The organism is Nonomuraea sp. bgisy101, assembly GCF_057708945.1.
In genome coordinates this window covers 90,130-105,519 of record NZ_JBYITD010000004.1, presented here as the reverse complement: position 1 = coordinate 105,519, position 15,390 = coordinate 90,130, and the positions used below count along the sequence as shown (strand labels likewise).

6 protein-coding genes are annotated in these 15,390 nt (G+C 72.7%); 1 reads left to right on the top strand and 5 read right to left on the bottom strand.

What is annotated here, in order from left to right; translation table 11 throughout:
* Nucleotides 1-40: 40 nt before the first annotated feature.
* Nucleotides 41-1,255, top strand: a complete 1,215-nt coding sequence (locus tag AC3EO4_RS08985; protein ID WP_431894798.1) for a sialidase family protein — start codon at nt 41-43, stop codon at nt 1,253-1,255.
* Nucleotides 1,256-1,368: 113 nt separating this feature from the next.
* Here AC3EO4_RS08985 and AC3EO4_RS08980 read toward each other — a convergent pair whose 3' ends face one another.
* From AC3EO4_RS08980 to AC3EO4_RS08960, 5 genes are all read right to left on the bottom strand, one after another.
* Entirely contained in the window at nt 1,369-1,698 is a 330-nt protein-coding gene (locus AC3EO4_RS08980; protein WP_431894797.1) for a hypothetical protein, read from the bottom strand.
* A gap of 206 nt (nt 1,699-1,904) precedes the next feature.
* Nucleotides 1,905-3,692 carry a non-ribosomal peptide synthetase gene (locus tag AC3EO4_RS08975; RefSeq protein WP_431894795.1) on the bottom strand — a complete coding sequence of 596 codons (1,788 nt, stop codon included), beginning with the start codon at nt 3,690-3,692 and terminating at the stop codon, nt 1,905-1,907.
* Between the two features lie 3 nt (nt 3,693-3,695).
* The gene (locus AC3EO4_RS08970) at nt 3,696-8,951 is read right to left on the bottom strand and encodes a type I polyketide synthase (protein WP_431894793.1); all 5,256 of its coding nucleotides are present in this window, start codon (nt 8,949-8,951) and stop codon (nt 3,696-3,698) included.
* On the bottom strand, nt 8,948-12,355 hold the full coding sequence (locus tag AC3EO4_RS08965) for an amino acid adenylation domain-containing protein (protein ID WP_431894791.1): 3,408 nt from the start codon (nt 12,353-12,355) through the stop codon (nt 8,948-8,950). Before AC3EO4_RS08965 ends, AC3EO4_RS08970 begins: the two co-directional genes overlap by 4 nt.
* A complete protein-coding gene (locus AC3EO4_RS08960; RefSeq protein ID WP_431894789.1) occupies nt 12,352-15,390 on the bottom strand; it encodes a thioesterase domain-containing protein in 3,039 nt (1,012 codons plus the stop codon). The genes AC3EO4_RS08965 and AC3EO4_RS08960 overlap by 4 nt, the downstream gene beginning before the upstream one ends.

Sequence of the window (15,390 nt, the reverse complement as noted above, 5' to 3'; positions counted from 1 at the left end):
GGCCGCACCCCGTGATCTGCGATCAGCATGAAAGGCACATATGCGTAAATTACGGAACTTTGTCGCCGCGGCCGGAGCACTGCTGGCCGTGGCGATCAACGCCGCACCCGCGGCGGCAGACGAACCCACGCTCAACTTCCACCGGCAGACCTTGTGGCGGCAATTCACCACACAGGACCCCGACACCGGATCGCCGGTGACGACCTGCTTCAGACTCCCCGCCGTCGTGAAGACCAGCAACGACGTACTGCTCGCCTTCGCCGAGCGCAGGAACGCCAACAACTGCCTCGACCACGGCGCCTTCGACGTCGTCATGCGGCGCTCCACCGACAACGGCGTCACGTGGGAGGCCAGCAGGACGGTCCTGGCCAGTGCCAACGGCGCGGCACTCCAGGGCAACGCGACGGTCGTCGCGGACTCGACAGGGCCCGTCTTCCTGTTCACGACATCCGAGCCGACCGAGACGCGGACCACACCGCGCACGCCGAAGGTTCAGGTAAGTCACGACGACGGGCGGACCTGGTCGGCACCGAAGGATCTGTCGGCCACCATCAAGGCTCCCGCGCGAAGCGGCGACTGGTTCGCCACCGGGCCGGGGCATGGGATCCAGCTGACGCGAGGGAAGAACGCCGGACGACTGGTGGTGCCCGTCTACTACGGCATCGGCAACCGGCAGAGTGTACGGCTGGTCTACAGCGATGACCACGGCCGCACCTGGCGCACCGGCGCGACCGCCACGTACGACGCGTCGGTGCTGAAGCTCAGCGAGCAGACCCTGGTCGAGCGCGCCGACGGCGGCATCCTCGTGATCGCCCGCAACGGAGCGGTCCCCGACCAGACGTCCGTCCACGGCCTGGGCCGAGGCGTGAGCACCGACGGGGGTCTGACCTTCTCCGGCCGCTTCACGGCCGATCCGAACATCACCGCTCCTTCCACCCACGCCGCCCTGCTCCGGCAGCGCAGCGGCAGCCCCTACAGCCGCATCCTGCTGTCGGCCCCCGCTACACCGAAGACCGGCAACAACCCGGTGGGGATGAACGTCCGCTCCTCCTTCGACGAGGGCGCGACCTGGCGTGACCACGCCAACCGTGTCGACAACGCAGGTGTCCGCATCGACGACGACCACGCCGGGTACTCCGACATGACGCTCATCGGCAACGGCGCGATCGGCGTGCTCTACGAGGCCGGTGCGGCCCGCTTCAGGGACGAGATCCGCTGGACCTGGTTCTGGGAGAGCGCCATCGGCCTGCCCTGACCCGGTCCCACAGCAGGGCGACGCTGGGCGCAGGCCAGAAGTTCACCCGCCCGCGGGCCTTGCGTCACCAACCGGCACCGCGGCGCGCCAGGGCCTGTACGGACTTCGGATCTTCAGGCGGGTTGGAGGCTTCGGATCCACAGGATGGCTCCGCGTAGACGCAGGCCTGCCAGGTAGGTGTCGGGAGTCTTGTCGAACCGGAAGGCCGGCCCGTGCCACTCCTTGATCCGATCGATGCAGCGTTCCGTCGTGTTGCGCTGCGTGTACAGATCTGGATCAGGACCGTGCCCACCGGGAGTACCGGCAGGGCGCCGCCGCTGCTGGGACCGACGTATCGGCCGCCGCTTCGGGGCGATGCCGCCCGCTTCCTGGCGATCGGGGGGGAAGGGCGCCGCCTTCGTCGCCAGGCGCGGCATCACCGGCGCGCAGCCGGTGACGCTCACCCGCACCCCCGCGATCCGGCGCCCCGCGCCCCCCGCGATCCGGCGACGCCGCGATCCCGCGATCCCGCGACGCCGCGACCCCGCGATCCTGCCACCCTGCGGCGAAGGGGACGGCCGGTGGCGAAGGGCTACCGGCCGGAGTCACGTGGCGGGGGATCGGTGAACTCGGAGGACGGCAGGTGCGCCGCGACCTGGGCCAGGTGGCGTCAGGATCGCCGGCGCTGCCGTCGTAGAGCCGCCCGGGCCGCTGGAGCGTCGCTCGGCGCCCCAGTCTCTCCAGGCTCCCCCGTCGTGAGGTGGTGCGCGAGGGAGGCGACGGTGGGATGGGCGTAGAGGGTGGTCAGCGGGATACGCCGGCGCAGGACGCCTTCGAGCCGCTGCTGGACCTTCGCCATGAGCAACGAGTGCCCGCCCTGGTCGAAGAAGGATCGCTTCCAGTCCACCTCCCGCACGTCGAACACGGCGCCCCAGACGGCCGCGATCTCGGTGGCGAGCTCGGCCTCCGGCGCCGGCAGGTTCACCGCCCGCACCGGAGCGGGTCCGGGGTGCGGGTCTGGCAGGGCGGCCGTGTCGATCTTCCCGGTGGGAGTCAGGGGCAGCGTGTCGACTCCGACGATCTCGGCCGGAACCATGAAGTCGGGCAGCACCTCGGCCAGCCGCTCGCGCAGTCCTGAGGTGTCCTGTCCCAGGACGTAGGCCACGATGTGCGGCTCGCCGCGGACCTCGCGGGTGACGACGGCGGCCCGGGGCACCAGCGTGGCCAGCACGGCCTCGATCTCGCCGAGCTCGACGCGGTGGCCGCGGATCTTCACCTGCCGGTCGAGGCGGCCCAGGTAGGCCAGCCGGCCATCGGCGGACCACCGCCCCAGGTCGCCGGTCCGGTAGAAACGCATGCCGTCAGGATCGACGCCGAACCTGGCCTGGTCTCGCTCGGCGGCGCCCAGATAGCCGGCCAGGTACGGGCTGCGGATGACGATCTCGCCCTCCGCAGGGTCAGGCCTGAGCTCGATCTCCACGCCGTCCAGGGGCCGCCCGATGGGCACGACCGCGTCGTCGCCCATCTCGGCCGCGGTCAGGTGGTTCTGGGCGACGAAGGAGATCTCGGTGGCCCCGTAGCCGTTGACGAAGACGCTGGAGGCGGGGAAGTGCCGCTGGAAGCGGTCGAGGTCGTGGCGGACGACCTCCTCCCCGCCGAGGATGACGACTCGGACATCCGACAGCACCTCACCCTCGGAGAGGGAGTCCAGCAGATAGCGGTAGACAGTCGGCGTCGAGTGATAAATCGTGACTTGTCCGTCTACGAGCGCCTCCCTCAGCTGACCCAGGCCATGCAGCCGGAGGTCGACGGGCACCACGGCGGCCCCGTTGAGCAGCGCGGAGAAGCCGTCCGTCACCGCCATGTCGTAGCTGAAGGAGGAGACGACGCTGATCCGATCGGTAGGACGGATACGCAGGTTGTTGGTATGCGTCCGGATCTGGAACAACGCCCCCCGATGAGTCTGCACGACCCCCTTGGGGCGCCCCGTGGAGCCCGAGGTGAACAGGATGTACGCCGGGGAGCCCGGATCCACGGTGACGGGCCGGAAACCCGGCGCCGGCGGCATCGAGGTGAGGTCGACGAGTTCGCCGGTGAGCAGGTCCTTGTGCTCGGGCACGGTCACGACCAGCTCCGGCCGGGCCAGCTCGGACATGCTCGCCAGGCGGGCCGGCGGATAGGCCGGATCGAGCGGTACGTAGGTGGCCCCGGCCGTGAGCACGCCCAGGATGGCGGCGACCATTCTCGGGCCGTGCCCGACCAGGAGCCCGACCCTGGAGGCGCCGTGCACCGCCGACGCCACGGCCTGCACCTCCCGTGCGAGCTCGGCGTAGGTGAGCGGGCCCTCCTCGCCGAGCACCGCGACCCGGTCGGGATGCTCGGCGACGACGGCCCAGAACCGGGCGGCGATGGACTCCTCGAGCCACTCCGCCCGGAACTCGCGATGCTCGGCGTGCATGGGCTACCTTCCTCGCGCCACGCGCGGGATCGTGGTGGCGGAGGCCGCCGAGGCGGATGCCAGGGTGGCCGGCTGCTCGGCGCGGATCTGCTCGACCCTGGCGGCCATCTGCCGCACGGACGGGGCCTCGAAGAGCGTGCGCATCGGCAGCTTGACGCCGACCGCGGCCCGAGCCTGCGCGATCAGCTGGACCGCGATGAGCGAGTTGCCGCCGAGCTCGAAGAAGTCGTCATCGGCACCTACGTCGGGCACGCCCAGGATCTCGCTCCACACCCGGGCCAGCGCCGCCTCCACCTCGCCTTCCGGCGCGACGAAGTCCTCGGTCCTGGCCACCGGGGCCTGGGCCTCGAGGCTCTGGCGGGTCAGCCGCTCCCGCCGGGTGATCTCGGCGAGCGCGGTGGCGCTGATGACGACCTGCGGGCCGAGGTCGGCCGCGGCCAGCACGCGGAAGAACGCCTCGGCGCCGTCCGCCGGGCGGATGCCGGTGTCGGACCGCTGGTCCCCGGAGCTCAGCGAGCCGGTCACCGCCGAGGCGTCGATACGCCTCAGCACGAACTCCTCGATCTCCACGAGCACCGTGCCCGCCTCGTCCATCAGCGTCAGGTCGGCCGTGACGACCTCGGCACCGCCGTCGCCCCTGCGCCGCAGGTGGCTGTAGAAGCGGTCCGGCAGCGCCGACCTGACCAGCAGCCGGCCGTAGCTCAGCGGCAGGTAGGCGCCGCCGCCGTTGCCCCTGCCGAAGGAGGTGGCCACGTCGAGCAGCGCGGGGTGCAGGCCCCAGCCACCGACCTCCGCCGCCACCTGCTCGGTCCCCTCGACGAAGGCGAGCTCCTCGCCCTCGGTCCGCCAGATCAGCTCGGGCGAGCGCCACCGCGGACCGAACGTCAGCACTCCGGCGTACTCGCCGTCCTGCTCGGCCTCCGGTGTCATCCCTGCCTTCAGGGCCGCCACGTCCACGGCCGCGGCCGGTGCGGGCCGTACCCACGCCGCCGCGCCCTGGGTGTGCAGCCGCTCGCCGGCGCGCACCTCGAAGGCCGAACCGCCGGCGAAGGCGACCACGAGCTCGGTCGTGGTGTCGTCCGGCACGGCCAGAGGCTCCAGGAAGACCACGTCGCGCAGCTCCACCGCGTGGCCCTCATCCGGCGCGGGGACGACGGCCGCGAAGGCCGCCCTGGCGCATTCCAGCTGCCCGGTCGCGGGCAGCACCGGCACCCCGCCGATGCGGTGCTCGTCCAGCACCCAGTGGGTGTCGGCGGCCAGCGGCCCCGACGCCTGGTCGTGGGTACGGCTGCGCACGACCGGGTGGTCGACGGGCGTTCCCTCGGCGACGGTGGTCGGGCTGCTGGTGGTGGCCAGGCCGGTGGCGTCGGCGTTGGCGGCCATGCCCACCTCCAGCCACGCGCCCCAGTTGAGGCTCACGACGCGGGTGCCATGCCGGGCGCGGGCGAAGGCGTCCTGGAAGGCGTTCGCCGCGCAGTAGTCGACCTGGCCGAAGCCGCCGCTGACGGCGGTGACCGACGAGCAGAGCGCGACGAAGTCCAGCCCGAGGTCGCCGAAGACGTCGAACAGCGCGGCGGTCCCGGCGACCTTGGGGTCGAGTACGGCCTGCGCGACGGCCCGTTCCTTGATCTCGGCCATGCCACCGCCCGGCAGGCCGGCGGCGTGCACGATGCCGTGCAGCCCGCCATGCTCGGCCAGGATCTGCTGCCTGACCTCGCGCAACCGGGCAGGATCGGTGACGTCGGCGGCCAGGACCGTCACCTTGCCGCCAGCCTGCTCGATCCGGGCGATCGTGCGCGCGGCCCTCGGCGAAACCCTGCCGCTGCGGCCGAGCAGCGTCACGCGGGCCCGCAGCCGGGTGCCGAGGTGCTCGGCGAGGGTGAGGCCGATACCGCCCAGGCCACCGGTGATCAGGTAGACGCCCTCCTCGCGCAGCCCGGAGTCGCCCTCGCTCGGCCGTACTGGCTGGAAGTCGCGGACCCACCGGCGCCCGCCTCGCAGGGCCAGCACGTCGCCCGCCGGCTCCCTGCGCAGCTCGGCCAGGACGCTCGCGGCGGGGGTGCCACCGGATTCGAGGTCGAGGTGGCGCACCTGGAGGCCGTCGACCTCCAGCGGCACGACCCTGGCGATGCCCGCCACGAGCGCGTACTCCGGCCGGGTCAGGTCGGCGCCGCCCAGGGGGTCCTCGGTGCCGCAGGTGAGCACGTCGAGGCGGACCCCGTCGGCCCGCTGCGCGGCGGTCAGGGCCTGGACCAGGGAGAGGAGGCTGAAGAAGCCGTGCTCCTGCGCCTGGGCCCGGTCGCTGTCCAGCGCCCAGGCGTGCACGATGCGCGAGGGCAGGGAGTCGCCGAGCGCGCTGATCAGGGCGTCGTAGTCGGCGCGCTCGCCGGCCCGTACGGTGAACTCGCCGGAGTAGTCCGCACCGGGGCGGACCACGCTCACGTCGGCACCCTGTGCCCGGAGCGCCGCCACCAGCTGCTCGCCGCGCTCCCCGCTGACGAAGGCGAGGCAGCGGGTGACCGGCTCGCCGAGCGGGGAGGGCGTGAGCTGCTGCCACGCGGGGATCTCGAACCAGTCCTCCAGCGCCCGGGGGCCGGAGGGCTGCTGCGCCTTCGGCTTGGCCCCTGCCTCACCGGGCGGGATGAAACGGTACTCCCGCTCGTAGGGGTAGCCGGGCAGCGGCACCCGGTGGCCCTGCTCACCGTCCATGATGATCGGTACTCCGGCCGACCACAACCGGGCGGCGGAGCCGTACAGCACGTCCAGGTCGCCGACCGTCTCGCCGGGGCCTGGCAGGCTGGCGAGCGGCGGCAGCACGTCCTTGGCGCCGCGCAGCTGCATGCGGGCGAGCTGGGCCAGCTGCTTGCCGGGCCCGCACTCCAGCATCACCCAGTCCTTCTCGGCCAGCAGCCGGGCCACGCAGTCGCCGAAGCGCACCGGACGGCGGATGTGTCCGGCCCAGTAGGCCGGGTCGACGGCCTGGTCGGGGGTGATCCAGTCGCCGGTCACGTTGGACAGGAACGGCAGGGCGGGCCTCTGCCGCGGCACGGCGGCCACGAGGGATTCGAACTCCGCCAGGATGGGCTCCATCATCGGCGAGTGGAAGGCGTGCGAGGTCCGCAGCCGGGTGGCCTTGACGCCCTTGCCGTCGAGCAGCTCGGCGAAGGCCGTGATCGCCTCGTCCGTCCCGGCCACCACGCAGGTGCCAGGGCCGTTCACCGTGGCCACGCTCACCCCGTCGATGAGCAGCTTGGCGACCTCCTGCTCGTCCTTCATCACCGCGAGCATCGAGCCGGTAGGCATCGACTGCATCAGCCGTCCGCGCGCGGCCACCAGCCTCAGGGCGTCGGGCAGGGTGAACACGCCGGCGAGTGTGGCGGCGACGTACTCCCCGATGGAGTGACCGATCATGCCTGAGGGCTGCGCGCCGAGCTCCTGCCAGAGCCTGGCCAGCGCGTACTCCACGGTGAACAGCGCGGGTTGCGTGAAGCGGGTCTCGCGCAGCTTGTCGTCGCCGCCCTCGGCGAACATCAGCTGCCTGATGTCCTCGCCCAGCTCGGCACGGAGGAGCTCGGCGCACTCGTCGACGGCGGCGGCGAAGGACGGCTGGGCCGTGTAGAGCGCGGCGCCCATGCCCGCGTACTGCGCGCCCTGCCCGGAGAAGAGGAAGGCCACCTTGGGCAGCGTCCCGCCCGCGGTCCCTGCCGGGTGCCGCTTGGGGTCGGTCAGCGCGCTCACCGCGCCGGCCAGGTCGTCGGCCACGACGGCGACGCGGTGCCGAAGCTCCGGCCGGCCCACCCGCAGCGTGTGGGCCACGTCGGAGACGGAGAGCTCGGGGTGCTCGGTGAGGTGCTCGGCGAGCTGGGTGCGCATGGTGTCGAGCGCGCTCTCGGTGCGGGCCGAGAGCCGTAGCAGCTGCGGCCCCCGCGCGCTCGTGGCGGCGGCGGGGGGCGGCGCCTCCTGGAGGATCACGTGGGCGTTGGTGCCGCCGATGCCGAAGGAGCTCACCGCCGCCCGGCGCGGGCCGTCCTCCCACTTGGTGGGGGTGGAGACCACGTAGAAGGGGCTGGAGTCGAAGTCGATGGCGGGGTTGGGCCGCTCGAAGTTGATGCTGGGCGGGATCAGGCCGTGCTCCATGGCGAGCACCGCCTTGATCACTCCGACGACGCCGGAGGCCTGGCTGAGGTGGCCGACGTTGGACTTCACCGAGCCGATGCCGCACCAGCCGCGATCGTCGGTGCTGCGCCGGTAGACCTCGCTCAGGGCGGCCACCTCGATGGGGTCGCCGAGGGCGGTGCCGGTGCCGTGCGCCTCGACGTAACCGATGGTGCGCGGGTCCACCCCGGCCACGCCGAGCGCCTCGGCGATCACCTCGGTCTGGCCCGCGTGGCTCGGCGCGGAGAAGCCGATCTTGTTGCTGCCGTCGTTGTTGATCGCGTTCCCCAGCACCACGGCCCTGATGTGGTCGCCGTCGGCCAGCGCGTCCTCCAGACGCTTGACCACGAGCACGCCGACGCCGCTGCCCCAGATGGTGCCGTCCGCGCGGGAGTCGAACGGCTTGACGTGCCCGTCGGAGGTGGTGAAGCCGTCCATGGCCGGGTAGCCGGCGCCGTGCGGCAGCTCCACGCAGACCCCGCCGGCCAGCGCCATGTCGCACTCCCCGTTGCGCAGCGACTCGCAGGCCAGGTGCAGGGCGACCAGGGAGGAGGAGCAGGCGGTGGTGACGGTCATGGCCGGTCCCCGCAGGTTCAGCCGGTAGGAGACCGTGGTGGCGACGTAGTCGATGTTGTTGCCGATCGACATGCCGAGCTTGACCGCGTTGCTGTCCAGATCGGGGTTGGTCTGGAGGTTGAGCCACTGGTACTGGCTGGGCCCTGATCCGCCGTAGACGCCGATGGAGCCTTCGTAGGTGGCCGGGTCGTAGCCGGAGTCCTGCAGCGCGGCGTGCGACTGCTCCAGGAAGATCCGCTGCTGCGGGTCGGCGAGCTCCGCCTCGCGCGCGCTCATGCCGAACAGGCGGTTGTCGAAGCCCTCCATGTCGATCATGACCGGCGCGGCCTTGACGAAGGAGGGACTGGCCAGCTCCTCCGGAGTCGCACCCCAGGCGAGCTGCTCCTCGTCGGTGAAGAAGGTCACCGACTCCACTCCGTCGACCAGGTTGCGCCAGAACTGGCCGAGATCGTTCGCGCCCGGCACGCGGGCGCTCATGCCGATGATGGCGATGGGCTCGGCGCCCGAGTCGTTGGACAACTCTGTCACTGTCTCCTCCTGCGCTTGTCCCGCAGCTGGCGGCGTGTGTCGGCACGCCGGTCGGCGCGGCTCAGTTCCGGATTCGCGGCATCACCGTCGAGGTGGGCGGCCAGCGCGCGTACGGTCGGGTAGCGGAACATGTCCACGACCGTCACCTGGCGCCCGGTCAGGGCGGCCAGGCGGTCGCGGACCACGACGACGGCCATGGAGGTGCCGCCGACGTCGAAGAAGTTGTCGGTCGCGAGCACCTTGGCCCGGCCGAGCACGTCCCGCCAGATCCCGGCGAGCAGCCGCTCGGTGTCGGTGGCGGGATCCGCGCGGAGCCCTGATTCCGGTACGGCCTGCGCCGGCTCGTCCGTCACGCCGTGCGCGAGCGTGGTGACGTGCCTCAGCTCGAAGCCGGCCGCGGGGGCGCCCGGGTCGGCCACGGCCTGGTCGAGCAGGTCGATGAAGGACCGGAGCAGCAGCTCGATGCGCTCGGCGGTGTAGAGGTCGGTGTTGTAGACGAGGTCGACCGCGTACCTCCCGTCCCGCTCGACGACGTAGACCGTCAGATCGAACGGGGAACCCGCGGGCGCGGGCACGATGCCGGTGGAGTTCAGCCCCTTCAGCTCCAGCCGCGGCTCAGGGAAGTTGAAGACGTTGAAGAGCACCTGCACCAGCGGCGCCCGGCTGGGTTCACGGCGTATCGCCAGTGCTCCGACGATGTCCTCGATGGCGGCGCCGGGCCTGGCCATCGCGTCGATCATCGCATCGGCGCAGCCACGCACCCGCTCCGCGAAGGAGGCCTCCCCGGTCGAGCGCAGGCGGATCGGCACGATGTCGACGAAGAAGCCGATCAGGTCCTGGAAGGCCTCGTGCCTGCGGTCCGCCGCAGGGGTGCCGACCACGATGTCGTCACGGCCGGTGACGCGCCGGACCAGCTCGGCGAAGGCGGCCAGCCACACGCTCGGCGCGGTGGTGCCCAGCCGTACGGCCAGCTCGCGGATACCTGCCGTGGTCTCCGCGGTGAGCGCGGCGGTGGCCAGCGCGCCGGCGTGGCTCTGCACGATCGGCCGTGGGCGGTCCCTGGGCAGGTCGAGCGTCGTGGGGGCATCGGCCAGGGAGCGGGTCCACCAGGTCAGGTCCTCCGCGGCCCGCCTGCCGTCCCGCGCCGCTCGCCAGGCGGCGTAGTCGGCGAAGGTCGCCTCCGGTTCGTCCAGGACCTCGCCGGCGTAGGCGCGGGCCAGGTCGTCGAAGAACGGGCCCTCTGACCAGCCGTCGAAGACGGCGTGGTGGAAGGTCACCGCCAGCACGTGGTCGTCCGGGGCCAGCCGGAGCAGCCTGGCCTGCCAGAGGGGGCCGCGGGCCAGGTCGAAGTGCTGGGCGCCGGCCCGGTCCAGCCAGGCGCGGATCCCGTCCGGCAGGTCGTCCGGCCCGCCGCCCTGCCCGTCCGGCCGGCTGTCCGGCGCGCCGTCCAGGGCCTCGACCGCTATCCGCGCGGGTTCGAGCGCGGACACCTCCACGCGGGGCACACCGCCGTCGTCGGGCACCCGCCAGCGGAGCACCTCGTGCCGCTCGGCCACCGCGGTCAGCGCCCGCTCCAGCGCCGCCACGTCGAGCGGGCCGCGCAGGCGCTCGGCGAGCGCGATGTTGTAGGCGACGTTGCCGGGGAACAGCCGCTCCAGGAACCACAACCGGCGCTGCGCCGCGGTCAGCGCGGGCGGGCTGCCGGAGGGCAGCTCCTCGGCCACGGGAGGTGCGCCTTCCACCAGCGCCGCCAGCGCGCCGAGAGTGCGCGCGGCGTAGACGTCCTCCACCGCCACCTCACGCCCCAGCGCCTCGCGAAGGCCGCTGACCAGGCGCATGGCGCTGATGGAGTGCCCACCGCAGGCGAAGAAGTCGTCCTCCAGCCCAGGGACGCGGTCGAGCACCCGAGCCCAGACCTCGGCCACGGCGCGCTCGGCCGGCGATTCCGGCGGCGCACCCATGGCCGGGGCGTCAGGCACCAACGCGTGCAGCGCCTGGACGTCGACCTTGCCCGACGAGGACGTCGGCAGGCTGGGCAGGATGAGTATGTCGGCGGGGACCATCACCTCGGGCAGCCGCCCAGCGCAGTGCTCTCGCAGCAGGTCCGCGCTCACGCCGTCCCCCGTGCAGAAGGCCACGAGCCGGACGCCCGCGGGCCCCTCGACCGCCTCCACCACGGCGTGCCCGACCAGCGGGTGTCCGCGCAGCACGGTCTCCACCTCGCCGATCTCCACCCGCTGCCCGCGGATCTTGACCTGCCGGTCGGTCCTGCCCAGGAACGTCAGGTTCCCGTCCGGCTGCAGCACCACGAGGTCGCCGGTCCGGTAGAGCCGCTCGCCGTCGCCGCCGAACGGGTCGGGCACGAAGCGTTCGGCTGTCAGATCGGGTCGCCCCAGATATCCGCGGGCCAGCCCGACCCCGCCGACCAGCAGCTCGCCCGGCACGCCCGCCGGAACCTCGCGCAGTTCCTCGTCCACGACATGCACGCGGTGCCCCTGCTGGACGGCGCCGATCGGCAGCGGCCGGTCCCAGCTTCCCTCGGCCTCGAAGACGGTGACCGCAACCGTTGTCTCGGTCGGACCGTAGTAGTTGAGGAACCGGCTGCTCGCCCAGCGCTCCACCTGCTCGGGGCCGGGGGCCTCGGAGCCGGTGGTCAGCACCCGCCACTCGGGCAGGCGCGCAGGATCCAGCACCGGCAGCAGGGAGACCGGCAGGTCACCGGAGGTGACGCGGTGCTCCGCGCAGAAACGCTGGAGCCGTACGGGATCACGCCGGTCGTCCTCGCCTGCCAGCATCAGCGTGGCCCCTGCGGCCAGGTGCACGAACAGGTCGTGCACCGACACGTCGAACCCGAGCGAGGCGAAGGCGAGCCCGCGCGTGTCCTCGTCGACGCCCAGCAGCTCGATGTTCCTGAGCGCGTAGGCGCAGGCGCTGCGATGGCTGACCACCACGCCCTTGGGCGCGCCGGTGGATCCCGAGGTGTGCAGCACGTAGGCCGCGTTGCCGGGCAGCGCAGGACACCGTCCGGGCGCGGCGGGCGGGCCGTCCACCGGGACGGTCCGCACCCCGTCGAACAGCTCCGCGGTGGACTCGTCGACCACGACGAGGCGGAGCCCCGCGCTTCGGATGATCTGCTCCCTGCGCGCGGCGGGGCCGTCGGGGTCGAGCGGCACGTACGCGCCCCCGGCCAGAAGCACGCCGAGCACTCCGGTGACCATGCTCGGCCTGCGTCGCAGGCAGACTCCCACCAGATGCTCCGGCCCCACGTCCGGCAGCCGCGCGGCCAGGCCGCCCGCCCGCTCGGCCAGCTCGCCGTACGTGAGCACCTCCTGCCACTGCCGCACGGCAGGCGCCCACGGGCGGCGCTCGGCCTGGGCCAGCACCAGATCGGGCAGCGTCGTCATCCCGCGCCTCCAGGAAGGGGATCGACCATGTGCATGCGCAGCTCCGTGAAGTAACGGCGGCCCTCGGCGTCGGACAGCCAGGTCTGGCTCGGGCCTGGGAGCATCTCGGAAATCACCAGCCGCACGTCCTGCCCGGCGCCGAGGCGGGCCGAGCGGACCATCGAGCAGAGCAGGTCGGCTAAGACCGGGCTGGTGAGGTCGACGTAGAGCGGTTTGATCTCCGTGGACAGCTTGACGAAGACCTGCTCGGGCAGGCCGAGCTCACGCCGCCAGCGGCGCACTGCCAGGTAGCGCGCGCGCTCACCGCCGACGTCGGCCAGTCCTGTCGCGTCCACGGTGGTCCGCCAGGTACGGCGGGCGACGACCAGCCGGTCGATGGTGATCCTCGGGGTGTGCCGATCGCCTCCGACAAGCTTGAAGCCGTCCACGGCGTGGATCGACACCAGCTGCGAGAAGACCTCCAGTAGGGGCCGGCTCCTCCCGTCCGGCATGGTGGCCACCAGCTCCCCGTCCACCTCGTCGACCGGCACGGCCGTGGCGGGCACCAGCCGGCCTGGGTCGGCGCCGGGGGCGGCCGTCCAGCCCAGCTCGATGTCGGTCGGGTGCTCCAGCCCGTGCGCCACTCGGCCGGTGTAGCGGGGCCACTCCACCGGGTAGAGCGGCCTGACCCTGTCGGTTCCCAGGTCCTCGGCCAGCGCGTCGCGCAGCGGGCCGGGATCGGGGTGGGCGAGGGTGAAGACGGCGCAGTCGAAGGTCGCCCATGCGGCGTGCATCTCGCCCATGACCACCAGGTAGTCGCCGCGGTTGACCGCCTCGACGCTGTCTGCGCAGATCTGCAGGTCGGGGCTGTGCAACCGGCCGTCCGACCAGCCGGGTCCTGCTGCGGCGAACGCGTCGGAGGCGGCCAGCTCGCGGGCGGTGAAGGTCAGCTCGGCGGTGTCCTGGTCGACGTGGTCCAGGCCGAACAGCTCCGACCAGCGGCGGGCGAACTCCTCGGCGATGGCGTCCACGGGCCTGGGACCGGCGCCGAACAGCATGCCCTGGGCGAGGTACCACAGGTCCGACAGCAGCACAGGGCCGTCCGCGCGCAGATCCTCGTACAGCTCGCGCAGCGCCCGGCCGTAGGCCGTCGCCAGCTCGGCCGTCAGCCAGCGGGCGGCCTGGAGCATCAGCGCCATCGGCTCGGCGATACCGTCCATCAGCGGCTTGCCCACGGTCACTCGCACGTCGCGCGTGGTGTCCTCGTAGACCAGGCCGCGGCCGGCGTAGGTCTGGCCGGTCCTGCGGACCGGGTCGGTGCCGGTGACCTCGCTGAACACCGTGCTGAGCGCCTCCAGCGCGGCGCGCAGGGCATCAGGGTCGCCCGCGGCGCGCGCCACCTCTCGCTTGGCGGATACCAGCCGCTCCAGACCGGCATGGGCCCGCTCGCGCGCGGCAGGGTCCTCGATGCCGGCCAGCATCCGCCGGAGGTGCTCCTCGGCGTGCGGGCTCTGCGGCACGTCGCCCTGCCAGGTCAGCAGGCCGCGCTCGACCAGGAGGTCGAGCTGCAGGTAAGCGTCGGCTTCGGTGCGGATGCCCGCCTGCCCGGCCACCTCGGCGGCCACGTCGACGGCCCGGCGCGTGCCGTCGCATCGCGACAGCAGCAGTGCCTCGGCGGCCGACACCGGGACGGGCGGCTGCGCCGTCCGCCGCACCTGGCGGCCGTCCAGGATCAGCTGGGGTTGCAGGGCGGGCGGCAACCAGCGGCGTACCGCGAGATCCTCGGCCAGCTTCGCCGCGTACGCGCGCAGCGCCCAGTCCTCGAAGTACACGCGCCGGTCCGACAGGAGCCGTTCGCCGGGCAGTACCTCCAGCGCCGGGCCGTCCTCCGTGCACCGAACCCAGGTCACCGGCCCGAAGAAGCCCACCGTCTCGTTCTTGGCGCTGTAGCGCTGCCAGTACTTGACGGCGACGCGCTCCCGTTCGCGCCGCTTGCTGTCGCGGCGGCCGCCGCGGCTCAGGGCGTCCAGCGCGACCAGGGCGCCCCGGTTCTGCCAGGTGATCGCCTCGCGGAAGAGCGGGTCGGCGGCGATCCGGGTCAGCTCGTCGCCCAGCTCGTGCCCGGCCTCGGCGAGGATCTTGTCGAGGTCCTCCGCCGCGAGCTCGCCCGAGAGCAACGCGTCCGCCGCCTGCGCGCAGCCGGGGGCGGACAGGCGCGCCAGGCCGTCGGCAGGGAAGCCGGTGCTGCGCAGCAGCGCCTCGCTCCACACCCACCAGCCGGTGTCGCCGAGCGGCATGCGGTGGGCGCTCACGCGCGCATCCGGTCCGGAATCGCGCACCCGGTCCAGAATGTGGTCACGCCGCTCGCGCAGGAAGAAGTGGCCGCCGGGCTCGACGCTGAGAGTGAAGCCGGCGCTGGTGTGCCTGGCCCAGCCCCGCATGGCCTCGACGGAGATCGACTTGTCGTCGGCTCCGGCGAAGGCCTCGATCGGCACCTCGATCGGCGGCCCCGGCTGGTAGACGTACTCGTGCAGCCAGGTGAAGTCCGCGCGCAGGACCGGCAGGAGGAGCTCGCACAGCTCCGGCTCGGCAACCAGTTCCTCCGGCAGGCCGCCGAGCTCGGTGAGCCTGGCGATCAGCTCCTCGTCCGACACCTCCGACAGCACGCCGAGCGGTTCCACGTGGTCCGGCGGCCGGCACCCGCCCAGGTACAGCCGCTGCGGCAGCCGTTCGCCCCGCCTGGTCAGCTCGCGGGTCACCTCGAAGCCCAGCCTGCCGCCCATGGAGTGCCCGTAGATCGCGTACGGCCGGTCGGCCCGGGCGGAGACGGCGTCGGCGAGCTCCCCGATGTCGATGCCGAAGGGCTCCAAGAAGCGGCCCTCCCTGCCCGGAAGGACCATGGGCAGCACCTCGATCCCCGGTCCCGCCGCGGCGGCCCAGCCCTGGAAGGCTCCGGCCCCCGCGCCCGCCCACGGCAGGCAGAACAGCTGCATGGGCGCCGAGTGGCGGGGTTGCGGAACGGAGAACCAGCGGTCGAGCCAGGTGTCGGGTCTCAT